Raw genomic sequence first — 23,440 nt, 5'->3', positions numbered from 1 at the left:
TCATGGTACTCAGCGATTTGTTGGACTATCAAACATTACGCGTCATCTGGTGGGTGCTGCTCGGCGTTCTGCTGATCGGATTTGCCGCGATGGATGGTTTTGATCTTGGCGTTGGCACTTTGCTGCCATTTGTCGGAAAAACCGATATCGAGCGTCGTATCGTCATCAACACGATTGGGCCGGTCTGGGAAGGCAATCAGGTTTGGTTGATCCTTGGCGGCGGTGCCATCTTTGCAGCATGGCCACCACTTTATGCGGTGTCATTCTCCGGTTTTTATCTGGCGATGTTTGCCATATTGTTCGCTCTCATCCTGCGTCCGGTTGGCTTCAAATACCGCTCCAAGCGCGACAGCGTGGCATGGCGTACCGGCTGGGACTGGGCATTGTTCATCGGTGGATTCGTGCCGTCGCTTATTTTCGGCGTTGCTGTGGGCAATGTGTTGCAAGGGGTTCCGTTCCGCTTCAACAGTGATCTCCAGATTTTCTATGATGGAACATTCTTCGGACTGCTCAATCCATTCGCACTTCTTTGCGGGCTGCTGTCGGTTTCGATGCTCACCATGCATGGTGCCTCATGGCTGGTGCTCAAAACGACGGGAGTTGTTCAGGCAAGGGCTCGCTCTTATGGCAGTATCGCAGCAATTATAACCACAGTGCTTTATGTGCTTGCGGGTGTTATCAGCTGGATGTGGGTTTCCGGCTATAAGATCACCAGTGTAATTGTCACTGATGGTCCTTCAAATCCGATGCGTAAGGTGGTCGAACTCGACCATTCTGCGTGGTTCGATAATTACATGAACTATCCGGTGCTTTTGATCGCTCCCGCACTGGGTATTCTCGGACCGCTGCTTGTGCTTCTGACTCTGCGGATGGGAAGAGAACTTGCTCCAATTCTGTTTGGCGCAGTCTCGATCTTTGGGATCATTTCATCTGTCGGCGTTTCAATGTTCCCGTTCATTCTGCCATCTTCGATCAATCCAACGTCGAGTCTGACAGTATGGGATGCATCATCGAGCCATATGACACTGTTCATCATGCTCGTGGTCACGCTGATCTTCCTTCCGATGATCCTTGCCTACACGTCATGGGTTTACAAAGTGCTGTGGGGCAAGGTCGAAAAACGCGATATCGAAGACGAAAGCAACCACGCTTATTAAATCATTGGCGGGCGCGTGCCGCCCGCACGAATTCAATCAGGAAAGGAGAGCAAGATGTGGTATTTTTCATGGCTTTTGGGCCTTCCACTCGCAGCCGCTTTCGCCGTTCTCAATGCCATGTGGTATGAGTTAATGGACGACAGGGCGCGCAAACGCCTCGCTGGAGACCCAACCGCCGCACTGGCGCGTGAAGGCACCAAGCATCATTAAAATTGAAAGCGGCCCCAAAACGGGCCGCTTTTTTTGTACTGGACCGCGCGCTTTGCATAATTCAAGACAGCTTGCTCCTGTGGACAAAATGCCTCATGGAGCGGTTTGATAATTTCAAACGGATCCATTAAACCCGAAATAGTACCAACAGGTACTGACTCTTCGGTCAATTCGAAGTAATAATATTACGTACTGCCGGTTCATTCTTTTCATATAATTTGTATTCAAAAACAATCCTATAAGCTTATTTCGAATGATCGCTTATGTCGCCATAGCTGTCAGAATTGACGCATTGGATTTTTTCGTGGCGCTTTCCTGAAAGAATAATCTTGCTTTATTCTTAAACCCGATCCACCCTTACACACGTGAAATCGGAGGAGGAACCCGGCTTCACGTCGTATGGGAGGAAATGAAGCCGATCCGATCAGGACTGGCTTCAGGCTGTTGCTAAGTCCAGCAGCTGGAACAAAACCGAAAGTCTCCCGTTCGACATTTTGTGCACGTTTGCGAGGAACACCTGCATGAGTGATGATGTCGTACTTTCTCTGCATGTCCCTGAACCTGAATGGAGGCCCGGCGATGCGCCGGATTTCTCGCACGTCAAAATTCCGCGTGCAGGAAGCGTCAGGCGCCCGGAGATAGACGAAAAGCCGGAAGCCATGCGTGATTTGGCTTTCAGCATTATCCGCGTGCTCAACCGGGAAGGCGAGGCGGTCGGCCCCTGGGCTGGCACGCTGAGCGATGATGAGCTGAACGATGGCCTTCGGCACATGATGATCCTGCGTGCTTATGATGCCCGCATGATGATGGCGCAGCGGCAGGGAAAAACCTCGTTCTATATGCAGCATCTGGGTGAAGAGGCAGTCAGTTGCGCGTTTCGCAAAGCGTTGCGCAAGGGCGACATGAACTTCCCTACTTATCGGCAGGCTGGGCTTCTCATCGCTGACGACTATCCGCTCGTCACCATGATGAACCAGATTTTCTCCAATGAGCAGGACCCGCTTAAGGGCCGCCAGTTGCCTGTCATGTATTCTTCAAAAGAGCATGGCTTTTTTACTATTTCTGGCAATCTTGCCACGCAATATACGCAAGCTGTGGGTTGGGCGATGGCGTCCGCCATAAGCCATGACACAAAAATCGCCGCTGCATGGATTGGCGATGGCTCGACGGCTGAAAGCGATTTCCATGCGGCCCTTGTATTTGCGTCGACTTATAAAGCCCCGGTGGTGATGAATATCGTCAACAACCAATGGGCAATCTCAACGTTTCAGGGCATTGCGCGCGGTGGTTCCGGTACTTTTGCTGCACGAGGGCATGGCTTTGGAATCCCGTCACTTCGCGTCGATGGAAACGACTATCTTGCCGTTCATGCGGTTGCGAAATGGGCCACCGAGCGCGCACGCCGAAATCTTGGTCCGACCATCATTGAATATGTCACCTACCGTGCTGGCGGACATTCGACCTCTGACGATCCATCCGCTTATCGTCCAAAAGCCGAAAGCGATGCATGGCCGCTGGGTGATCCTGTCCTGCGGCTCAAAAACCACCTTATCCAGCGCGGCGTGTGGTCTGACGAACGGCACAAGCAGGCAGAAGCGGAAATTCTCGATCTCGTGGTCAGCGCACAGCGCGAAGCAGAGGCGATCGGCACGCTTCATGATGGTCGCAAGCCGTCTATGCGCGATATGTTTGAAGATGTTTATGCTGAAACACCGCCGCATCTTATTCGCCAGCGTCAGGAGGCAGGGTTTTGAGCATTTCCAGGAAAAGTGTGAAATGGTTTTCCGTTCGGAAATGCGGAGGAAATAACGCATGACAAAGCTAACGATGATTGAGGCGATCCAGAACGCCCACGATATTGCCATGGAGCGCGACCAGAAAGTGGTCGTGTTTGGCGAAGACGTTGGCTATTTCGGCGGTGTTTTCCGCTGCACTGCCGGGTTGCAGAAGAAATACGGCAAAGAACGCTGTTTCGATGCACCAATCAGCGAGCTTGGTATTGTCGGCACTGCGATTGGCATGGCGGCTTACGGCTTGCGCCCCTGCATCGAAGTGCAATTCGCAGACTATGTCTATCCTGCCTATGACCAGATTGTTTCGGAAGCCGCACGCCTTCGTTATCGTTCTGCCGGAGAATTTACCTGTCCCATCGTTATCCGCATGCCTTCAGGAGGTGGCATTTATGGTGGGCAGACGCACAGCCAAAGCCCCGAAGCGCTTTTCACCCATGTGTCGGGTCTCAAAACCGTTATGCCGTCTACGCCAGCGGATGCCAAGGGCCTGTTGCTGGCCGCGATTGAAGACCCCGATCCGGTCATCATGTTTGAGCCAAAGCGCCTTTATAACGGACCTTTTGACGGCCACCACGACAAGCCCGTTACTTCATGGAAAAAGCATGCATTGGGCGAAGTGCCTGAGGGATATTATACGGTGCCGCTTGGCAAGGCCGCGATCCGTCGTGAAGGCAGCGGTGTGACAGTTTTGGCCTACGGCACGATGGTTCATGTGGCACTGGCTGCGGCGGAGGAAACTGGCGTCGATGCCGAAGTGATTGATCTGCGCACGCTGCTCCCGCTTGATACTGAAACAATTATGGCTTCCGTCAGGAAGACCGGACGTTGCGTGATCGTTCATGAAGCAACATTAACCTGTGGTTACGGCGCAGAACTTGTGGCACTCGTTCAGCGCGAATGCTTCTATCATCTCGAAGCACCGATCATCCGCGTGACCGGGTGGGATACGCCATATCCACACGCGCAGGAATGGGCCTATTTTCCGGGGCCAGATCGTGTCGGTCGTGCACTTGTTTCAATCATGGAGGCTTAAATGGCTCATTTTGCAATCAAGCTTCCTGATGTTGGCGAAGGCGTTGCAGAGGCTGAACTCGTCGAATGGCATGTAAAGGTTGGTGACATTGTCCGGGAGGATGATCTGCTGGCTGCTGTGATGACCGATAAGGCAACAGTCGAGATCCCTTCTTCGCGCAGCGGTAAAGTCATCGCGGTAAATGGTGAAATCGGCGAGAAAATTGCTGTTGGCTCCGAACTGGTTCGTCTCGAAATAGAAGGTGGGAACGGCGAGGAGCAATTGGACGCACCTGAACCTGATCCGCAACCCGTCAGCGTGGAAACGCCTGTCCTGTTGCAGACGCCCGTTCCGCCTAAACCTGCTGCACAGAAAAAAGAAAGCTTAAGCCGGGCCTTCGCCGGAGCAGGGCCAGTGCGCGCAGAAGGTGAAAAACCGCTGGCAACACCATCGGTCCGGTTGCGCGCACGTGATGCAGGCATTGATCTACGACGTGTCAAAGGCAGTGGCCCCGCTGGCCGTATCACCCATGAAGATCTGGATGCCTTTTTTCAGACTGAAAGCGGTGCTGCAGCTGCTGTCTCGGGTTATGTCGCAGACACCTCGATCAACGAGATCAAAGTCATCGGTCTGCGGCGCAAAATTGCCGAGCGCATGGCCGAAGCAAAACGCCACATTCCGCACATTACTATCGTTGAAGAAGTGGATGTGACACAGCTTGAAGACCTTCGCACGGGGCTTAACAACGAGAAAAAGGAAGGGCGTCCGCGCCTGACCCTGCTGCCATTCGTTATCCGTTCAATCGTCAAGGCAGTTAAAGAACAGCCGGGACTCAATGCACATTTCGATGATGAATCAGACATTATTCGCCAGTTTGGCGGTGTGCATGTGGGTATTGCCACACAGACGCCAAACGGTCTTATCGTGCCGGTGGTGCGTCATGCGGAAAGCCTGTCTGTATTTGCAGCCGCCTCGGAACTTGTCCGAGTGACGGAAGCAGCGCGCAACGGTACAGCCAAGCGCGAAGAACTGACAGGCTCGACCATAACTATCACATCATTGGGGCCACTTGGCGCTATCGCAACCACGCCGATTATTAATCGGCCGGAAGTGGCGATTGTCGGCATCAACAAGATTGCCGTGCGTCCGATGTGGGACGGCACACAATTTGTGCCGCGCAAAATGATGAACCTTTCCTGCAGCTTCGACCATCGCGTCATCGATGGCTGGGATGCGGCAGTCTTCGTGCAGAAGCTAAAAAGCCTGCTTGAAACGCCTGCGATGATTTTTGTAGAGGGCTGATCGGATGAGTGAGATTTCCTGCAAACTTTTGATCATCGGTGGCGGTCCCGGCGGTTATGTCTGCGGTATCCGTGCCGGGCAACTCGGCATCGATACTGTACTTGTCGAGAAAAAGCGGCTGGGTGGTACTTGTCTCAATGTCGGCTGCATACCATCAAAAGCAGTTATCCATGCGGCCGATGAGTTTCATCGTCTCACGACATTTGCGTCTAAAGGCGCGCTTGGCATCACCGCTGAAAGCCCGAAGATCGATTTTGCCAAGACACTTGAATGGAAAGATGGCATCGTCAATCGCCTGAACAGCGGTGTTGCAGGGCTTCTGAAACGCTCCCATGTCCGGATGTTTCAGGGGCAGGCGCGTTTTATGGATGGCAAAACGGTGCTGGTCGATACCGATACGGGTCGCCAGACCATCCATGCCGAGAACATCGTGATCGCAACAGGATCGGTGCCGGTTGAAATTCAGTCTCTGCCTTTTGGCGGCAATGTTATTTCTTCAACGGAAGCGCTTTCACTTGATCCAATACCGGAAAAGCTTGCCATTGTTGGCGGTGGTTATATCGGGCTCGAAATCGGTACGGCCTTTGCCAAGCTTGGTGCAAAAGTCACCGTCGTTGAAGCTACTGATCGCATCCTGCCGCAATATGATGCAGAACTGACACGCCCGATCATGGCACGGCTGAAAGCACTCGGTGTAGACGTGTTGACGAACACGTCTGCCAAAGGCTTATCCGCTGATGGAAAAGCGCTGTATGTGTTGTTGGCTGATGGCAAAACACACTCGATCCCCGCTCACAAAATTCTCGTCACGGTTGGCCGCAAGCCACAAACCGATGGCTGGGGATTAAGCGAAATCCGGCTTGATATGGACGGCCGCTTTATCCGCATTGATGATAAATGCCGCACATCCATGCGCGGTATTTATGCCATAGGCGATGTAACGGGCGAGCCCATGCTTGCACATCGGGCGATTGCGCAGGGTGAAATGGTTGCTGAAATTATCGCGGGCGGCAAACAGGCGTGGGATAAGCGCTGCATCCCGGCAGTCTGTTTTACTGATCCTGAGATCGTAACAGTCGGCCTATCTCCTGATGAAGCGCGCAAGGCAGGGCATAATATCCAGACCGGAATTTTCCCGTTTCAGGCTAACGGACGCGCAATGACTATCGAGCGCGAGGATGGCTTTATCCGGGTTGTCGCCCGCGCTGATAACCACCTGATACTTGGCATTCAGGCTGTTGGCGTAGGGATTTCTGAGCTGTCATCGGCCTTCGCGCTTGCTGTTGAAACAGGCGCACGCCTTGAAGATATAGCAGGGACGATCCATGCGCATCCGACCCTTGGAGAAGGCTTTGCCGAGGCCAGCATGAAAGCACTCGGCCACGCCCTCCATGCTTAGTTCTTTGGTTTACGCTCGTGCCGCCAGACGAAAATGGCGGCACCGGCAATCATGGCTGCAAGCGCAAACCATGTGATTGCATAAGACAGATGGTTGTTACGGAAGGTAACAACCGTCAGCCCACCAATTGGTACATTGCCAGGATTGGATTTGGCGTCAGCATCTATGAAATATGGCGCGACTGTCCCCAAGCCCTCCTTTTCGGCGAAAGCTTTGACATCGCGCGAATTCCACTCGTTGCGGGCAGGGTCGTTGGGACGCAGGAAGAAGCCATCCGGCTCCGGCATACGCAGAAGCCCGGTCACGGTTGTTTCGCCAGCGATCTGCGTCTCAACGCGTGAAGACGGATCGCGCTTGGCATCCGGAATGAAACCACGATTGATGAAGGTCAGTGTACCATCATCTGAACGCAACGGCGTCAGCACCCAAAATCCTGAACCGCGTTCGGTCAGCGCACGAACCAGCACTTCCTTGTCATTGAGATAAGAGCCGGTGAGTGTGACATGCCGATATTCGTCATCGGCCTGATTAACATTGGCCCAGTCGTCCTTACCTGGAGCAGCAACCGGTTCTGCATGAACGCGCGCATCAACACGGGCAATCAGGTCGAGCTTCCACTGCAGGCGCTCCACTTGCCAGATGCCGAGGCTGAGAAACAGCGCAAAAAACAGCACCCCCATCACAGCCATGAAGCCAAGGAAGAAACGAGATTTCTTCTTTTGCGGTGTAGAGTTAGCTTCGGCGGGCGTTGTCATGTTACATCCTGATGGTGGGGAGCAGCGTTTGAAATACTCCAGATGCGTGCCGCAATAAAGGGTAAGAAGGGCAAAAGAATGTGATTGAACTATAAATAAATAGCGCCGGTGTCCCTCTGACCGGACACGGCGCTCTTATGTTCTGGGTATAGTAATAATTTAAGCGCTTTTATGGGCTTTGCGTCTGCGATGCGAGTAACCGCCCTTCGATAACCTCAAAATATTGCATACTTGTGTCTTGTCTTCGGAAGGCTTTGACATCTGTGTTTGCGCATTTTGTAACATCTGCTGTGTCACTGGCCTGTCTTTTGCAGCGGGGCCAATAATAATGCTTCTCATCGATCATTCTCCCTGTTTTTGGGCGGGCCAACCACTTTCGGAGCTACCCCAACCGTTGATCAAGAATGTGCGAATGAACGAAGTATTAACCTTATTGGCGAGCTTGACAAGCACCAAATACAACCATGCGTAAGCCGTTGACTATCATATAAAAAGCCGGATCGCTCGCGCGACCCGGCTTTTAAGATTTGAACTTTTTCTATCAGTCGCGGTTGCCGGTCAGGATTTCACGCTTGCCGACATGGTTAGCCGCGCCGACAAGGCCTTCCTGTTCCATGCGCTCGACAAGTGAGGCCGCGCGGTTGTAACCAATGCCGAGGCGACGCTGAATATACGAAGTCGAGCACTTCTTGTCGCGCATGACGACTTTCACAGCCTGCTCATAAACATCATCGCCGTCTTCCGAGCCCATGGCCGAAGCGTCGAAGACTGCTGTGTCCTGTACGGCATCTTCGTCTTCTTCATCTTCCGTCACAGTCGCCAGATAATCCGGGCGTCCCTGTTCTTTGAGATGATTAACGACCTTTTCGACTTCTTCATCTGACACGAATGGGCCATGGACGCGGACGATACGGCCACCACCAGCCATGTGCAGCATGTCGCCCTGACCAAGAAGCTGTTCGGCCCCCATTTCGCCGAGAATGGTGCGGCTGTCGATCTTCGAGGTAACCTGGAACGAGATACGGGTCGGGAAGTTGGCCTTGATCGTACCCGTGATAACGTCGACCGATGGACGCTGCGTTGCCATGATAAGGTGGATACCAGCGGCGCGCGCCATCTGTGCAAGACGCTGCACAGCACCTTCGATGTCCTTGCCGGCAACCATCATCAGGTCGGCCATTTCGTCGATAATCACGACGATATATGGCATTGGCGTCAGGTCGAGTTCTTCCTGAACATAAGTAGGCTCGCCGGTTTCCTTGTCAAAGCCGGACTGCACCGTGCACATCACGGTTTCGCCCTTGCCCTTGGCAGACGCTGCACGCTGATTGAAGCCTTCGATGTTGCGAACGCCCAGACGTGCCATCTTGCGATAGCGGTCTTCCATTTCGCGCACGGCCCACTTCAAGGCAACAACCGCCTTCTTCGGATCGGTCACAACCGGCGTCAGCAAGTGCGGAATGCCATCATAGATGGAGAGTTCCAACATCTTCGGATCAACCATGATCAGGCGGCATTCTTCCGGCTTGAAGCGGTAGAGCAGCGACAGGATCATCGTATTGATAGCAACAGACTTACCCGAACCGGTGGTGCCGGCAACGAGCAGATGAGGCATCTTTGCAAGTTCCGCGATGATCGGCTCACCACCGATGCCTTTGCCAAGGCAAAGCGGCAGGCGATAGTTCGAGGATTCGAACGTGCGCGAGTCGATCATTTCACGCAGATAGACGGTTTCGCGGTTGGCATTTGGCAATTCGATGCCAATGACATTGCGACCCGGAACCACGGCAACGCGCGCAGAGAGTGCCGACATGGAGCGGGCAATATCATCAGCAAGGCCAATCACACGTGACGACTTAACGCCGGGAGCCGGTTCAAATTCATAAAGGGTGACGACTGGGCCGGGGCGAACATGGATGATTTCACCGCGTACGCCAAAGTCTTCCAGCACGCTTTCGAGAAGGCCAGCGCTGCGCTCAAGCATTTCCTGCGTGATGACATTGCCATCCAGCGAAGGTGGCTCCTGTAACAGATCACGCGGCGGAAATTCATAGTCGCCATGCATGACGATAGTTTCCGTGCGGGGGAGGGGCTGCGGCTGATAAAGAGCGACCGGAGGGGGCGCCTTCACAGGGGTTTCGAGCTTGGGCGCTTCTGCAACAGGCGCAGGTGCTGCAACGTCTTCAACGACATGCTCCGTTGCTTCAGCAACGATAGGAACGGTTTCGACTTCAACTTCTTCGCCAGCGATATCAGCGGCGGCTTCAACAGTTGCCTGCGGTGCAGCTTCTTCTACAACCACGGGCGCCTCAACTTTCACTTCTGAAACGGGGGCGGCAACGGGCTGTGGCGCTGGAGCGACCTGAACCGGCTGAACAGCTTCGGCAACAGGAGCAGGCTGTTCTACGACAGCAGCAGGCGCTTCCTGTGGTTTTGCCTTGTTCCATTCAACAGTGCGAAACTGTGCGATGATCGATTCTACAGTCGGCGCTACACGTTTTGGCGCTGCAACTTCTGTAACGACTGAAACAGGCTGAACAGGTGCAGAGTCAAAGTCAAAGCTTTCCCAAAAGGCAAAATCTGACAGATTTGCAAATGCCAAGATCGCTGCCGTCACATCGCCAGCAGGTTCGGTTGCGATTTCGGGGGCGTTATCAACAGGTGCGGATGCCACAGGCTGTGCGATAATTTCTGCGGGGGCAGTCGCCAGCATAGGTGGTACGGGTGCTACGGGCGTGCGAACCATATTTTGCGAAACAGACTGCTGAAGGGCTGCAACAGCCATGGGCTGAGCTTCAGCAACTTTCGCAATCTCTACAGGTGCTGGAGCAGCTTCGACGACCGCAGCTTTAGCGCGACCATGAATGTCTGGGAGATCTTCGCCGCGACGTCGAACCAGATCAATCTCAGGTGTGCGTGTAAAGCGTACATTTTCACCAAGTGAAAAATACGATTTCCAAGTGCTGTCGGAGTTTGGCGAATGCGCTCCCAACGGGTCGCGCTGCGGCTTCTGCTCAGGAGCGGACTCTGCACGATTGCCTTCAGTCTGGGGAAAATTTTCTCTTAAATTACGCATGATACCTGAACCATAGATATGTCGCCCGAATGAGCCTTAGTAATAAAAAATGAAGGTTAACAACCCCCTTCATAATTTGCTCAAAATCGACAATTTTCTCAGGCTGAATTGAAGGTGTCAGTGTTTTAAAGTTATAGTTTTATCCGTATAAAACACTTATTTATCAGCGACATATGGATTAAGTTTAAACTTAAATGTTATAAATTGCAGCTATTCCTGTCATATTTACCAGTTGCTAACATACGCGCCCGGGCCATGCCGGGCGTTTTTCATCAAGACTCAGTGAATCTTAGCCAGTCGGCCAGCGATGGGCGGCTTTTACCGCCTCGGCCAATAAATGCTTCCGCAGCACACATGGAGTTCAGAACTGATTCCTGTGCGGCTTCTGCTGCTGCGCGAAACAGCACATCAATCCGGTTTTCGTTAAGGGCGCTGAACGCAATGAGGTCATTTGGCTCATCGTGGTCGAATGTAACAGCCGTTGAGAAGCCAAGTGCAATATCGCCACTGCCGTTGCCCCAGAATGCTCCAAGCCGCGCGAGGCCTGCACCACAACGTTTCACAACGCGTTGGAGCTGACGATGCTCTAATGGAACGTTGGTTGCCAATATCAGGATAACCGACCCTTTTTCGGGTTGTGGTTTGGTTTTGGGCGAAGGCATCCGACCGTCAGGCAGTATCAGGTCGCCGGCACGGCCAAAATTGGTTAATGCCAGAATGCCAAGATGGAATTCAGTGTCATCAAGTCTAATCCGTCGCGAGGCGCTGCCGATACCGCCTTTAAAGCCAAAGCAGGTCATACCGGTGCCCGCGCCAACATTGCCTTGTTCAGCATCTGCCCCCGCGCTCTCAAGCGCCATTAAAGCGTGATGCTCGGTAATTGCCATCGCTTGAATATCGCTTAAAGGCCCATCATTACACTCAAGCACAACAGGATTCACCGTTGCCGTGGTCCGGCCAATATCTGGATTGTTCGCGATAGCGTGTCGGATCAACATATTGGCACAAGTGCCGACACCGAACGTATTGGTCAGAAGAATTGGCGTTTCGAGATTGCCTAGCTCGCCGACCTGCATCAATCCGATGCTTTTGCCAAAGCCATTGATGACATCGCACGCGGCCAGCACCTTGCGCCGATAAAGGTTACCATCATGCGGCACAATAGCGGTGACGCCCGTATGAATATCACCTTCGCATAAAGTGTGATGCCCCACCAGCACGCCCGGCACATCAGTAATCGCATTTTTTGCACCGGTTGGCATGTTTCCGCAAATGATACCAAAGTCACGTGCTGTCTGCTTCATTTTGATATCCTACCTTGTTTTGAATCGGTCATAGACACTTTGAATGACTTGCGAAACACCTATTGAGCACTTTCCAGCAGTGGCATCAAAACCACACTAAAACATACTTATGCTCAATTTAAGCAAAAGTACCGTGCTATTCGTGAATTCATCATTGACTTGCGTTGTTCTGAGGCGCAGCAAAAGCAGCGTTATGAAATTTCGGCCGGACAAGGGGATCTAAGCGGCATGAAAATTACTATCGAACAAACGCTCGATCAGGCTGGAACCGGCCCTTTTCAGCGTAATCTCTTGGGCGTTTTTGGTTTGGTCTGGGCAGCCGATGCCATGCAGGTGCTTGCCGTTGGCTTTACGGCGGCATCAATTGCCATGACGTTCGGGCTCACCGTTCCGCAAGCATTACAGACGGGCACACTCTTCTTCTTAGGTATGCTGATTGGTGCCGCAGTTTTTGGCAGACTGGCCGACAAATACGGTCGCCGTCGTGTGTTGCTCATAACGGTTGGCTGCGATGCTGTCTTTGGTCTGTTGTCGGCGTTCTCTCCGAATTTTGCCATTCTGCTCGGCCTTCGCTTTCTCACAGGCGTTGCGGTTGGTGGCACATTGCCCGTCGATTACGCGATGATGGCAGAATTTCTGCCCTCTAAAAATCGTGGACGCTGGCTGGTTATGCTTGAAGGCTTTTGGGCTGTTGGCACGGTCATCATTGCTCTGGCTGCATGGGCTGCGAGCCTTGCTGGTGTCGCCGATGCGTGGCGTTACATTTTTGTGGTTACGGCTGCTCCTGCTCTCATTGGTATCTGGCTGCGTTTTTGGGTGCCAGAATCGCCAATGCATCTGCTCAAGATGGGCCAAGCCAAAGAAGCGAAAACCGTGATGAATCGTGTACTGCGCAAGAACGGCAAACCGGAACTGTCCCCGAAAGTGGTGCTTGATGCGCCACTTTTGGTCACAGATGAAAAGCTCCTTTCGCCAAATCTGCGCCAGCGCACTCTCTCAACCTTGGCGATATGGTTTCTGGTTTCTGTATCCTATTATGGCGTCTTCGCATGGATACCGGCCAAACTGGCTGGCGACGGCTTTGGTTTCGTGCGCGGTTACGGCTTTCTGGTTATCATCGCTCTCGCGCAGTTGCCGGGTTATGCGCTCGCAGCTTATGGCGTGGAAGCTTGGGGGCGGCGCAAGACACTCATCACCTTCCTGTTCATCAGCGCTGCGGCCTGTGTGCTCTTCACAGTTGCAGGCAATTCGGTTCTGATCGGCGCGTCACTTCTGATCATGAGCTTTGCACTGCTCGGCACTTGGGGCGCGCTCTACGCGTTTACTCCAGAGCTTTATCCAACGGCCTTGCGCGCAAGCGGTATGGGAGCGGCGGGTGCCATGGCGCGTCTTGGTGGCTTGCTCGCACCTTCGGCTCTTGCTCTGGTCATCAGCCAAAGCTTTAACATTGCTGTCGCAATGTTCGCAGGCCTGCTGGCTCTAGCCGGTATCATTGCTTTCTTTATCAATGTGGAAACACGGGATAAAGCGCTCAACTGATGCAAAAGTGCCCGGATTTCAAACCAGAAATCCGGGCATCTTTTTTATAAATTACTTTATTAAATAATTTCGATTTGCCTTTGTTTTTTATAAGCTTTGTAGAGTTTATTTTGTGTATTAAATCTTTGCTTGGCCCTAGGGAGTTGAAAACTCCCAGCATCTAATTGGAGCTATTTAGCTTTTCTGAATGTAAGATTGAAGCGGTTTCGACCCAGTTGCGGATGCTCGCCATCCTTCAATGGCAGGATACCATGATAGAAGAGCCTTGATGGTCCGCCCCAAACGACCACATCGCCATGGTGCAGCACGAATTTGCGCACCGGATCACTGCGCTGCAATCCGCCGAATTGAAACGTCGCGGGCAATCCGAGTGATACAGAAACAATCGGATTGGTGAAATCCTTCTCGTCCTTATCCTGATGCAAAGACATTTTTGCACCGGGTTCATAACGATTGATGAGACAGGCATCGGGTGAAAAATCAAAATAACCGGCTTCTGCTGACGCGCGTTCTGCTAGATCACGAAATGCCTCCGGCATAGAAGGCCACGGCTTTTCTGTTTCAGGATCAGTGGCGCTGTAACGATATCCCTTGCGGTCTGTCACCCAGCCAAAAGCACCACAATTTGTCATAGCGACCGACATGCGAAAACCGCCGGGCGTTGTCATATTCCGAAAAGACGCATCATTCTCAACATCTTGCATGGCGTTGAGAATCTTGGCTTCGTTTGCGCGCGCAAATCCCCGCAAAAGAACGGCACCGTCGGCAAGCTTTTCTCGAGCTTCGAGCTGGGAAAACAGATCAATCATAAGGCCATTCTAACACAAAGCCGCACAAGAATGTCCCGAAAACTGCTTTCAGATTATAGCCTCTCTTGACAGAGCTGAAGACTCGTAACATATAAAGTTACATGAAAAAAGATAGCAAACTTTCGGGCGTCCTCCACGTTCTCCTTCACATGGCTGAGTATAATAAGCCCGTGACCTCCGAAGTCCTCGCAAAAGCGATGGGCACCAATCCCGTTGTCGTTCGTCGGGTCATGAGCGGTCTGCGAGAGCAGGGTTACGTGCGCTCCGAAAAAGGTCATGGTGGTGGATGGGAGATCGCTTGCGATCTTAGCAAAGTCACGCTGCATGACGTTTACAACGCCATCGGCAAACCATCGCTGCTTGCGATAAGCAATCGCACGGAAATGCCGGGTTGCCTCGTCGAGCAGGCCGTCAACGCTTCGCTCAACAAGGCGTTCAACGATGCAGAAGAGCTTTTATTGAAACGTTTTGGCGAAGTGACACTCGCCATGTTGAGCGCAGATTTTCATCAGCGCGCGATTGAACGCGGCGCAACTTTCGACTTGGAGACAGCCCATGACGCATCATGATGTGATTATTATCGGTGGCAGCTTTGCCGGACTTTCGGCGGCAACCTATGTGGCGCGCGGCAGACGCTCGGTTCACGTGATCGATGCAGGCAAGCCACGCAACCGCTTTGCCGAACATTCACATGGTTTCTTCGCTCAGGATGGAAGCAGCCCGGCAGCGATGCTCGAAACGGCAAAAGAGCAGGTTAAAGCCCATCCGGCTGTAAGAGTAACGGAGGGGAAAGCTGTAAACGGAACCGGGCAGATTGATGACTTCTCGATTGAACTGGATACAGGCGAAGTCGTCAGTGGGCGCAGACTGATCTTCGCCTTCGGCATTTCTGACGTTTTGCCAGATTTAACGGGGTTGGCTGAACGTTGGGGCAAATCGGTTATTCATTGCCCCTATTGCCATGGCTACGAGTTCAGCGGCAAAAAACTCGGCGTGTTGAACCTATCGCCAATGTCGTCTCATCAAGCCATGCTTATCTCCGAATGGGGACCGACCACATTCTATCTGAATGGCGGTGAAGAGCCTGATGCTGCAACTTTGGCAGAACTAGAAAAGCGCGGCGTCACTATTGAAGCAAAACCAGTTGCAGGCATAAGAGGTGAGGGAACGTCCATCTCCGAGATCGAACTTGCTGACGGTCGCCTGCTGCAAGCTGACGCATTATTCATTGGACCATCCAATCGCCTAAACAGCCCGCTCGCTGAGCAATTCGGCTGCACATTGGAAGATATGCCGCTTGGAAAAGCCATCAAAACTGATGAGATGAAAGCGACAAGCATTCAGGGTATCTATGCCGCTGGCGACATATCAAGGGGCGCACATAGTGTTGCATGGTCCGTTGCGGATGGTGTTTCGGCTGGCGTTTCCGCCCATCGGTCTTTGGTATTTTAGATTTATATCACTTTATAAGAAAACGGGGACAAGGCCCCGTTTTTATTGTTTTAATTGCTTGTTCCAAAGCGCTCTTCGCTCAATGCAGCAGCCATAAGAGCCTTCGTATAATCCTCATGCGGATTATCGAAAACCTGTTCTGTATCGCCCTGTTCGACAATCTTTCCGTTCTTCATCACGATTACATAATCCGACACTGCGCGGACCACTGCCATGTCATGGCTGATGAAGAGATAGGAAAGGCCGTGTTCCTTCTGCAGATCACGCAGGAGCGTCACAATCTGCTTTTGGACAGAACGATCCAGTGCACTTGTCGGCTCATCAAGCACGATCACCTTTGGCTTCAGGATCATTGTGCGTGCAATGGCGATACGCTGGCGCTGGCCACCAGAGAACTCGTGCGGGTAGCGATTGCGCATGATAGGGTCCATGCCAACTTCACGAAGCGCTTCCTGTGCACGGCGGTCGCGTTCTTTGGCGGAAAGGTTTGGTTCGTGGATCAGAAGTCCTTCGGTGATGATCCGACCCACAGTCATGCGAGGACTTAACGAACCGAACGGATCCTGAAACACCAGTTGCAACTCGCGCCGCTTTGGTCGCATGGCTTGCGGGTCGGTCGGCAGCTCCTTGCCAAGATAGGCAATCCGCCCCTCGGAGCCGAGAAGGCGCAGGATCGCGCGTCCAAGCGTGGATTTACCAGAACCGGATTCACCCACGATGCCGATGGTCTGCCCTTCCTTCAATGTCAGCGAAACATCGTTCACTGCGGTCATATAGATGGGCGCCCCAATCCATGGCTTATTGATAAGGAAGTTTACCTTCACATTGTCGGCACGGATCAAGACGGGTGCTTCAGCAGGGGGCGACTGTTTTTCGCCTTCTGGTTCTGCATCAAGAAGCATCTTGGTGTAAGGATGCTCCGGCTCTGCGAAAAGCTGCTCGGTCGGTTTGGTTTCCACCACTTCGCCAGACCGCATCACATAAACACGGTCGGCAAAGCGGCGAACGATGCCCAGATCATGCGTGATAAACACCACCGCCATACCAAGACGCTTCTGCAAGTCGGCCAACAGATCAAGAATCTGCGCTTGAATGGTAACATCCAATGCCGTTGTCGGCTCATCTGCAATGAGGATATCCGGCTCATTGGCAAGCGCCATGGCGATCATAACACGCTGGCGCTGGCCACCAGAAAGCTCATAGGGATAGCTGTCGATACGGCGTTCCGGTTCGGGAATACCGACCAGTTTCAACAGTTCAAGGATGCGTGGGCGTGCCTGCTTTTTGCTCATACCGCCGTGATAACGCAGTGGCTCTGCCAGCTGATCGCCGATCCGATACAGTGGATCGAGCGAGGTCATCGGCTCCTGAAAGATCATGGTAATCTTCGCACCACGAATTTTGTTAAGCGCGCGATGGGACATTCCGATCAGGTCCTGACCGCGATAAAGCGCCTGTCCGCTCGCTCTGCCGTTCTGAGCCAGAAGCCCCATCATCGCCATGGTGGTCTGGCTCTTGCCGGAACCGGATTCACCGACGATTGCGATTGTTTCGCCAGCTTTAACATCAAGATTGATGCCGCGCACGGCATCGACCGGGCCATCATGTGTATCGAAGGTTACACGCAGATCGCGAACGCTCAGAATAGTTTCTTTTGTCATCTCAGCGATCCTTCGGGTCAAGGCTGTCGCGCAGGCCGTCGCCAAGGAAGTTCAGCGCAAACAGTATGATGGTGAGGGTTAGGGCAGGCCAGATAAGAAGCCAGCTTGCGCCGCGCATGTTCTGAGCACCTTCCGAGATAAGAAGCCCGAGCGAGGTGAGGGGATCTTGCACACCCAATCCAAGGAACGAGAGTAGGCTTTCAAGCAGAATAGCCTTTGGAACAAGCAATGTAACAAAGACGATCACCGGACCGAGCGCATTGGGAATGATGTGACGCGTAATGATGCCGCGCCGTGTTGCGCCCAAAGCTTCGGCTGCCTGCACAAACTCCTGCCGCTTGAGACTAAGCGTTTGCCCACGCACGATACGCGCCATATCCAGCCACTCTGTCGCGCCAATAGCGATAAAGATGATGAAGATCGATCGCCCAAAGAAGACAAGCAGCAATATCACGAAGAAAATGAATGGAAGCGAATAGAGAATGTCGACAAGCCGCATCATGACATTATCGATACGACCACCGAGATACCCCGAAATCGCACCATAACCGACGCCAAGCACCAGCGCCATTGCCGAAGCGAGCAGGCCAATGGCAAGCGAAATACGCACACCAATAAAAATGCGCGTCATCAAATCGCGGCCAAGATTATCCGTCCCGAGCACAAAATAATTGCGCGCCACATTGAGCGTCAGCTTGCCCGAAAGACCATCGCTTGCAAGTTCAATCTTCGGATTGCTGAACAGATCGGAGCGTTGGAAATAACGCAGTACACGCTCATCAGTTGGGCGCTGCGCTGTGAAATCGACAACGACACTGTTGCCGGTCAGTTCCGGTTCACCGGTAGGCTGAAGCCTTGCACGCGCAAGTTCGCGCTCCAGTCCGGGCATAATTGTATCCGCGCGCGGATAGGCTTCAAGACTTGGAGCCACACGCACAAATTGCGGGTAAATTTTATCATAGGGATGTGGGCTGACCATCGGTCCGAAGATGCCTACAAGTGCAAGAACGATCAGCACGACGGCGCTCGTAACCGCCGCTTTGTTCTTGCGAAGACGAAGCCATGCATCCTGCCAGAGTGAACGGCCTTGGATAGAGCCGAGTTTTTCGGTTTCTACTGCTGCTGTAAAATCAGTCATAGCGTACCCTCGGATCAAGCCATGCATAAAGAAGATCGACGATCAGGTTGAACACCACAACAAAAATCGAGATGACGACAACCGTGCCCATGACGAGGGTATAATCGCGGCTCAGAGCGCCTTGCACAAAATAACGTCCAATGCCGGGAATGCCGAAAATGGTTTCGACCACAACAGAGCCGGTGAGCAAACCGGCAGCCGTCGGCCCAAGATAAGATACAGCGGGCAACATGGCCGCACGCAAAGCATGGACACCAACCACCACACGTGCCGGAAGGCCATAAGCACGTGCTGTACGGACGTGATTGGCGCGCAACGCCTCAATGGTTGCACCGCGTACAAGACGAGCAATAACGCCAACCTGCGGCAGCGCCAATGTCAGAACCGGCAATATCCAATAGAGGACATTGGCCGACGACCAGCCACCAGCCGGAACCCATCCAAGAATAACACCAAAAAGCAGGCTTAGAAGAGGGGCAACGACGAAATTAGGCGTTGTAATACCGAAAGTGGCTAATGCCACAACGAAATAGTCAATGCTTGAGTTCTGTCTCAGTGCTGCCATCGTGCCCAGAAAGGTGCCAAGAATGGCAGCCAGAATGAGACCGAGCGAACCAAGCATGACCGATACTGGAAGACCAGACGCAAACAGGTCATTCACGGTAAAGTCACGTCGCGTGAAGCTCGGGCCCAAATCCCCCTGCACAAGATTGCCAAGATAAATAAGGTACTGCTGCCAGAGCGGCGCATCCATATTATAGGCTTTTTTGAGGTTTTCGAGGATCAAGGGATCAATCGGGCGTTCAAGATCGAACGGGCCGCCCGGCGCAAGCCGGATAAGAAAGAAAGTCAGTGTGACGATGATAAAGATAGTTGGTATTGCACTACCCAATCGTCGGAGCGTGTAGCCCAGCATTTTTATTTTCCCTTCTTTGCCGAGCCACGCGTGCAGCCCGGCAAATCCCATTAAGGGCGTTGTTTTTATTTAGCCTTTTATCGATAGCCAGCGTGTGGCATGCGAATTGATCAGGTTGTTGTCGTAGCCTTTGACTTTGTCGGCAACCAACGCCGTAGATGAATAATAAAGCAGAGGAATAGAAGCCCCTTGCTGAAGCAAAATATTCTCCGCATCGGCAAGGATTTTGGCTCGCTCGCCTAAATCTGTTGTGATCGCCGATTTCTTCATTAGCGCGTCATAGTCCTTGTTCGACCATTGCGCATAATTGAAGAAACTGTCGGTCGTGAAGAGTGAGAGGAACGAGTTTGGATCGTTGTAGTCACCAATCCAGCCATCACGCGCGATATCGAACATGCCTTTCTGCTCAAGATAATTAAAATAAGTCGTACTATCGGCCTCATCAAGCGTAGCGCTGATGCCGATATCCTTGAGCATGTCGGCAATGGCCGCCATGGTGTTCTTATGGTTTTCCGATGTGCTATATTTTAGCACTACCGATAGGCTTCCCGGCGTGACACCCGCTTCTTCAAGCAGTTTTTTTGCCTCGTCTTCCCGATCAAGGATGTCCGTTTTCGCGTAACTGAGTTGCGGCCCATTTTTGACGTAATTGTTGATGCCAGGAGGCACCATTGAGTGAGCTGGCAGCATTGTTCCGCGCCACACTTCCTGTGCCAGAAAATCGCGGTCAATCGTCATGCCAATAGCTTGCCTGACGCGCGGATCGCGCAACTTGCTGGAAGGCTCACCTTTGATGTCGATATAATAGATGCCAAGCAAGGGGGCCTGACGGAAAGCGGTACCAAAATTGGCTTTCACATAATCCATTTGCTCGGCGGCAACATCAGAGCAGATATCGACTTCTTTTGCCTCGAAACGACGCATGCAACTGGAGCGATCCTGAAACGGCATCCAGTTTACCTGATCGATCTGAACATGGTCGGCGTCCCAATAATAGGGATTTTTCTTCATGACGATCTTGTCGTTGGGATTGAAGCTGACAAGCTGATAAGCGCCATTGCTGATCATATGGCCCGGCTGGCTAAACTTTGCTCCAAATTCCTTTACGGCTTTTGGATTGACCGGCAATGCGGTGTTATGCGTCAGCAATTGAATAAAATACGGAGTAGGGGCGTTCAGCGTGATCTGGAGCGTTTTGTCATCTAGCGCTTTCACGCCGAGCTGATCGACATCGGCATGACCGGTAGCAACTTGCTCGGCGTTCTTGATTGAATAAAAGATGCTGGCATAGCCTGCAGCCGTTTTGGGGTCCATCAGACGGCGAAAAGAAAACTCAAAATCACCTGCCGTTACGGGATCGCCGTTTGACCATTTGGCATTTTCACGCATATGAAACGTGTAGGTGAGGCCATCGGGCGAAATTTCCCATGATGTTGCGGCACCGGGTATTGCTCTGCCATTGCTGTCCTGCGCGACCAAACCCTCATAAAGATCTATTAAAACACGATTTTCCTGAACTGTTGTTATGAGTTGCTGATCCAAAGTCGAAGGATCCATATCATTGCCACGGTTAAGCACAATTGCAGCAGACGCGGCGCTGCCGAGCGAAATCAGGCAAACGCCTGCCAATAAAATTCCGCGAACCATCGAAAACTCCCATAAAGCTTTAAAAATATCTGCCCCATGAAAAGAGGGGCCCTCCGACCCTCCCAGGTCGAAAGAAAAAGAAGGCCGCGCCCGAAGGCGCAGCCCAAACTGAAAATTTATTGTTTGAACGAGAGCCAGCGGGTCTTGTGGCTGTCCATAAGATTATCGTTCCAGCCGTCGAGCTTGTCAGAAACGAGCGCGCGGGAAGAATAATAAAGGATTGGAATATTGCTCATATCGTCGAGCTTGAGCTGCTCGGCTTCAGCCAGCACCTTTGCGCGTGCATCAAGGTCAAGAATCTTGGCCGCTTCAGCCATCTTCGCATCATATTCCGGGTTTTTCACCTTGGAATAATTGAAGCTGACATCGCTCTGAGCAATATAGAGGAAATTCTGCGGGTCGTTATAGTCACCGATCCAGCCGGCACGGGCAATATCGAACGGGCCATCTTCACGCAGGAAGTTGAAGTAAGTTGCGCCTTCTGTTTCGTTCAACGATGCCTTGATGCCGATATTGCTGAGCTGGTCAGCAATTGCTGCCATCGTATTTTTATTATTTTCCGACGTGTTGTAGAGCAATTCAATCGAAAGCGTATTCGGCTCAACGCCTGCTTCTTTCAAAAGCTCTTTTGCCTTGTCTTCACGATCCAGCATGTCGTCGGAATAGTCGAGCTTCGGCGCATCCTTGACGTAATGGTTGATACCCGGAGGAACCAGCGAATAGCCCGGAAGCATAGTGCCTTGCCAAACCTGATCAGCAATGAAGTCACGGTCAATTGCCATGGAAATAGCCTGACGAACGCGTGGGTCTTTCAGCTTGCTGTCGGCGGTCTTGCCTTTGACAGGCAGATAATAAACGCCGAGATAAGGTGCCATACGGAATTCGCTGGCGAGGTTCTTCTTCACATAATCCATTTGTTCGGCTGGAACGTCCGAGCAGACCTGAACTTCCTTGGCCTCAAAACGGCGCATGCAGCTGGCGCGATCTTCGAACGGAATCCAGTTGATGGTGTCGATCTTGACCTGATCCGCTTCGTAGTAATTCGGGTTCTTCTTCATGACGATCTTGTCATTCGGCGTGAAGCTGATCAGCTGATAAGCGCCATTTGTCACCATCTTGCCCGCTGTCGTAAACTTGTCGCCATTCTCTTCAACGCTCTTCTTATGGAGCGGAAAGCTCGTTTGATGCGTCAGAAGCTCAAGGAAATATGGAGCAGGGGAGTTCAGTGTCACCTTCAGCGTATGATCATCAACCGCTTCAACACCAAGTTCATCGCCGGGCTTTTTGCCGCTGGCAACATCTTCAGCATTTTTAATCACGAACAACATGCTGGCATAGCCGGCAGCAGTCTTAGGGTCCATCAGACGGTGAAAAGCAAAGTTGAAGTCTTCAGCCGTCACTGGATCGCCATTTGACCATTTTGCATCGTCGCGAAGATGGAAGGTGTAAACCAGACCATCATCGGAAATATCCCATGATTTCGCAACTCCCGGAACAGCCTCCCCATTGGCATTCTGGATCGTCAATCCGTCATAAAGGTCACGCAGGACATTACTTTCAGAAACCGAGGACGTTCGATGATGATCAAGCGTTGCCGGATCGGTGTCATTGCCACGGTTCAGAACAACTTCAGCGGAAGCTGCACCCATAAGCACGGCGAGGCATACGCCTGTCAGTAAGGTTTTGCGGAACACGAAGAACTCCTCCTGAGTAATATTCGAAATGCCATGCATCTTATGGATAAGATTTTCTCTTGCAAGAGAAGTTATCAACTTGCTGAATAATCAACTTTATTCCCAGCTTAAATGCTAATTTAGATCGCAAAAAACCAGTACGCTGGTGTTTAATTTAGCAAGCGAAACGTAGCATTTCATATCTGATGATAAAAAGAAAACCCCACATATTTGGTGTTTTTGGGCAACGCGCGACCACCACGGCTTACTCAAGAGGAAAATAATTCGCCTAAGTTTTGATCATTGCCATCACGCTGTGGAAAACTAACCTGTGATGCGATGTCCGGGCGAGATTTGGGGTGCTGGCAAACAGCGCTTCATATATCGGTCGCAGTCGGCACGGATGTTTCGTGCTCTTGTGGTAAATCAAATCTCACTTTATGACACCGCTACTAGTTCCATAACCTATCTTATGCCATTCAATCTTATAACGGCGATATACAGATGCGACACATGGGCAATTTAGAGATGCGACATTTTTTGTATCTCTTGCCCTTTTCAAATCGAACGCGGAAAGGAAGACTAGGTTTTCAGCTG

Annotated in this window: 19 protein-coding genes; 9 read left to right on the top strand and 10 right to left on the bottom strand. The window is 52.1% G+C overall.

Going from position 1 to position 23,440, the window contains the following annotated elements; translation table 11 throughout:
* Nucleotides 1-2: 2 nt before the first annotated feature.
* The 6 genes from cydB (at nt 3) to lpdA (ending at nt 6,873) form a co-directional block, all read left to right on the top strand.
* Nucleotides 3-1,157: a cytochrome d ubiquinol oxidase subunit II gene (cydB, locus tag ABE527_RS08835; protein WP_499696693.1), complete on the top strand. Its 1,155-nt coding sequence runs from the start codon at nt 3-5 to the stop codon at nt 1,155-1,157.
* A 54-nt stretch (nt 1,158-1,211) separates the two neighbouring features.
* A complete protein-coding gene (gene cydX / locus ABE527_RS08830; RefSeq protein WP_265984245.1) occupies nt 1,212-1,367 on the top strand; it encodes a cytochrome bd-I oxidase subunit CydX in 156 nt (51 codons plus the stop codon).
* A gap of 521 nt (nt 1,368-1,888) precedes the next feature.
* Nucleotides 1,889-3,121 (top strand): 3-methyl-2-oxobutanoate dehydrogenase (2-methylpropanoyl-transferring) subunit alpha, encoded by a 1,233-nt coding sequence (locus tag ABE527_RS08825; RefSeq protein ID WP_499696692.1) that lies wholly within the window; start codon nt 1,889-1,891, stop codon nt 3,119-3,121.
* Nucleotides 3,122-3,179: 58 nt separating this feature from the next.
* Nucleotides 3,180-4,193: an alpha-ketoacid dehydrogenase subunit beta gene (locus ABE527_RS08820; protein WP_499696691.1), complete on the top strand. Its 1,014-nt coding sequence runs from the start codon at nt 3,180-3,182 to the stop codon at nt 4,191-4,193.
* The gene (locus ABE527_RS08815; RefSeq protein ID WP_499696690.1) at nt 4,194-5,474 is read left to right on the top strand and encodes a dihydrolipoamide acetyltransferase family protein; all 1,281 of its coding nucleotides are present in this window, start codon (nt 4,194-4,196) and stop codon (nt 5,472-5,474) included.
* A 4-nt stretch (nt 5,475-5,478) separates the two neighbouring features.
* Nucleotides 5,479-6,873: a dihydrolipoyl dehydrogenase gene (lpdA, locus tag ABE527_RS08810; protein WP_499696689.1), complete on the top strand. Its 1,395-nt coding sequence runs from the start codon at nt 5,479-5,481 to the stop codon at nt 6,871-6,873.
* Here the strand turns inward: lpdA and ABE527_RS08805 are convergent.
* The 4 genes from ABE527_RS08805 to ABE527_RS08790 all read right to left on the bottom strand — a co-directional run bounded on the left by ABE527_RS08805 (nt 6,870) and on the right by ABE527_RS08790 (nt 12,008).
* Complete coding sequence (locus ABE527_RS08805) at nt 6,870-7,628, bottom strand: SURF1 family protein (RefSeq protein WP_265984250.1); 759 nt, start codon at nt 7,626-7,628, stop codon at nt 6,870-6,872. The genes lpdA and ABE527_RS08805 overlap by 4 nt on opposite strands.
* A gap of 159 nt (nt 7,629-7,787) precedes the next feature.
* Nucleotides 7,788-7,967, bottom strand: coding sequence for a hypothetical protein (locus ABE527_RS08800; protein WP_265984251.1), 180 nt, complete (start codon nt 7,965-7,967; stop codon nt 7,788-7,790).
* A 202-nt stretch (nt 7,968-8,169) separates the two neighbouring features.
* Entirely contained in the window at nt 8,170-10,704 is a 2,535-nt protein-coding gene (locus ABE527_RS08795; protein WP_499696688.1) for a DNA translocase FtsK, read from the bottom strand.
* 272 nt (nt 10,705-10,976) lie between these two features.
* Nucleotides 10,977-12,008 carry a DmpA family aminopeptidase gene (locus ABE527_RS08790; protein ID WP_499696687.1) on the bottom strand — a complete coding sequence of 344 codons (1,032 nt, stop codon included), beginning with the start codon at nt 12,006-12,008 and terminating at the stop codon, nt 10,977-10,979.
* Nucleotides 12,009-12,236: 228 nt separating this feature from the next.
* Here ABE527_RS08790 and ABE527_RS08785 point away from each other — a divergent pair, with 228 nt between their 5' ends.
* Nucleotides 12,237-13,547 carry an MFS transporter gene (locus ABE527_RS08785; protein WP_499694253.1) on the top strand — a complete coding sequence of 437 codons (1,311 nt, stop codon included), beginning with the start codon at nt 12,237-12,239 and terminating at the stop codon, nt 13,545-13,547.
* 170 nt (nt 13,548-13,717) lie between these two features.
* Here the strand turns inward: ABE527_RS08785 and alkB are convergent, their stop codons facing one another.
* Nucleotides 13,718-14,356, bottom strand: coding sequence for a DNA oxidative demethylase AlkB (alkB, locus tag ABE527_RS08780; protein WP_499696686.1), 639 nt, complete (start codon nt 14,354-14,356; stop codon nt 13,718-13,720).
* A gap of 101 nt (nt 14,357-14,457) precedes the next feature.
* Here alkB and ABE527_RS08775 point away from each other — a divergent pair, with 101 nt between their 5' ends.
* Together ABE527_RS08775 and ABE527_RS08770 are read left to right on the top strand one after the other, a co-directional pair.
* Nucleotides 14,458-14,925: an Rrf2 family transcriptional regulator gene (locus ABE527_RS08775; protein WP_265984256.1), complete on the top strand. Its 468-nt coding sequence runs from the start codon at nt 14,458-14,460 to the stop codon at nt 14,923-14,925.
* Nucleotides 14,912-15,808, top strand: a complete 897-nt coding sequence (locus ABE527_RS08770) for an NAD(P)/FAD-dependent oxidoreductase (protein WP_499696685.1) — start codon at nt 14,912-14,914, stop codon at nt 15,806-15,808. The genes ABE527_RS08775 and ABE527_RS08770 overlap by 14 nt, the downstream gene beginning before the upstream one ends.
* A gap of 50 nt (nt 15,809-15,858) precedes the next feature.
* Here ABE527_RS08770 and ABE527_RS08765 read toward each other — a convergent pair whose 3' ends face one another.
* The 5 genes from ABE527_RS08765 to ABE527_RS08745 form a co-directional block, all read right to left on the bottom strand.
* Entirely contained in the window at nt 15,859-17,469 is a 1,611-nt protein-coding gene (locus tag ABE527_RS08765; protein WP_499696684.1) for an ABC transporter ATP-binding protein, read from the bottom strand.
* A 1-nt stretch (nt 17,470) separates the two neighbouring features.
* Entirely contained in the window at nt 17,471-18,607 is a 1,137-nt protein-coding gene (locus tag ABE527_RS08760) for an ABC transporter permease (protein WP_265984260.1), read from the bottom strand.
* Nucleotides 18,600-19,523 (bottom strand): ABC transporter permease subunit, encoded by a 924-nt coding sequence (locus ABE527_RS08755; RefSeq protein WP_265984262.1) that lies wholly within the window; start codon nt 19,521-19,523, stop codon nt 18,600-18,602. Before ABE527_RS08755 ends, ABE527_RS08760 begins: the two co-directional genes overlap by 8 nt.
* A 69-nt stretch (nt 19,524-19,592) precedes the next feature.
* Nucleotides 19,593-21,170, bottom strand: coding sequence for a peptide ABC transporter substrate-binding protein (locus ABE527_RS08750; protein ID WP_499696683.1), 1,578 nt, complete (start codon nt 21,168-21,170; stop codon nt 19,593-19,595).
* Between the two features lie 116 nt (nt 21,171-21,286).
* Nucleotides 21,287-22,864, bottom strand: a complete 1,578-nt coding sequence (locus tag ABE527_RS08745) for a peptide ABC transporter substrate-binding protein (RefSeq protein ID WP_499696682.1) — start codon at nt 22,862-22,864, stop codon at nt 21,287-21,289.
* Nucleotides 22,865-23,440: the final 576 nt, after the last annotated feature.

It is taken from the genome of Brucella sp. TWI432 (genome assembly GCF_039674445.1).
GTDB lineage: Bacteria > Pseudomonadota > Alphaproteobacteria > Rhizobiales > Rhizobiaceae > Brucella > Brucella chromiisoli.
This window is presented reverse-complemented; position numbering and strand designations above follow the sequence as displayed.

Excerpts from the sequence above, each read along its gene's own strand:
- ABE527_RS08765 (WP_499696684.1), bottom strand. The coding sequence starts at position 17,469 with ATGACAAAAGAAACTATTCTGAGCGTTCGCGATCTGCGTGTAACCTTC.
- ABE527_RS08760 (WP_265984260.1), bottom strand. The coding sequence starts at position 18,607 with ATGACTGATTTTACAGCAGCAGTAGAAACCGAAAAACTCGGCTCTATC.
- cydX (WP_265984245.1), top strand. The coding sequence starts at position 1,212 with ATGTGGTATTTTTCATGGCTTTTGGGCCTTCCACTCGCAGCCGCTTTC.
- cydB (WP_499696693.1), top strand. The coding sequence starts at position 3 with ATGGTACTCAGCGATTTGTTGGACTATCAAACATTACGCGTCATCTGG.
- ABE527_RS08790 (WP_499696687.1), bottom strand. The coding sequence starts at position 12,008 with ATGAAGCAGACAGCACGTGACTTTGGTATCATTTGCGGAAACATGCCA.
- ABE527_RS08815 (WP_499696690.1), top strand. The coding sequence starts at position 4,194 with ATGGCTCATTTTGCAATCAAGCTTCCTGATGTTGGCGAAGGCGTTGCA.
- ABE527_RS08795 (WP_499696688.1), bottom strand. The coding sequence starts at position 10,704 with ATGCGTAATTTAAGAGAAAATTTTCCCCAGACTGAAGGCAATCGTGCA.
- ABE527_RS08825 (WP_499696692.1), top strand. The coding sequence starts at position 1,889 with ATGAGTGATGATGTCGTACTTTCTCTGCATGTCCCTGAACCTGAATGG.
- ABE527_RS08805 (WP_265984250.1), bottom strand. The coding sequence starts at position 7,628 with ATGACAACGCCCGCCGAAGCTAACTCTACACCGCAAAAGAAGAAATCT.
- ABE527_RS08820 (WP_499696691.1), top strand. The coding sequence starts at position 3,180 with ATGACAAAGCTAACGATGATTGAGGCGATCCAGAACGCCCACGATATT.
- ABE527_RS08755 (WP_265984262.1), bottom strand. The coding sequence starts at position 19,523 with ATGCTGGGCTACACGCTCCGACGATTGGGTAGTGCAATACCAACTATC.
- ABE527_RS08775 (WP_265984256.1), top strand. The coding sequence starts at position 14,458 with ATGAAAAAAGATAGCAAACTTTCGGGCGTCCTCCACGTTCTCCTTCAC.
- ABE527_RS08785 (WP_499694253.1), top strand. The coding sequence starts at position 12,237 with ATGAAAATTACTATCGAACAAACGCTCGATCAGGCTGGAACCGGCCCT.
- alkB (WP_499696686.1), bottom strand. The coding sequence starts at position 14,356 with ATGATTGATCTGTTTTCCCAGCTCGAAGCTCGAGAAAAGCTTGCCGAC.
- ABE527_RS08770 (WP_499696685.1), top strand. The coding sequence starts at position 14,912 with ATGACGCATCATGATGTGATTATTATCGGTGGCAGCTTTGCCGGACTT.
- ABE527_RS08800 (WP_265984251.1), bottom strand. The coding sequence starts at position 7,967 with ATGAGAAGCATTATTATTGGCCCCGCTGCAAAAGACAGGCCAGTGACA.
- lpdA (WP_499696689.1), top strand. The coding sequence starts at position 5,479 with ATGAGTGAGATTTCCTGCAAACTTTTGATCATCGGTGGCGGTCCCGGC.
- ABE527_RS08750 (WP_499696683.1), bottom strand. The coding sequence starts at position 21,170 with ATGGTTCGCGGAATTTTATTGGCAGGCGTTTGCCTGATTTCGCTCGGC.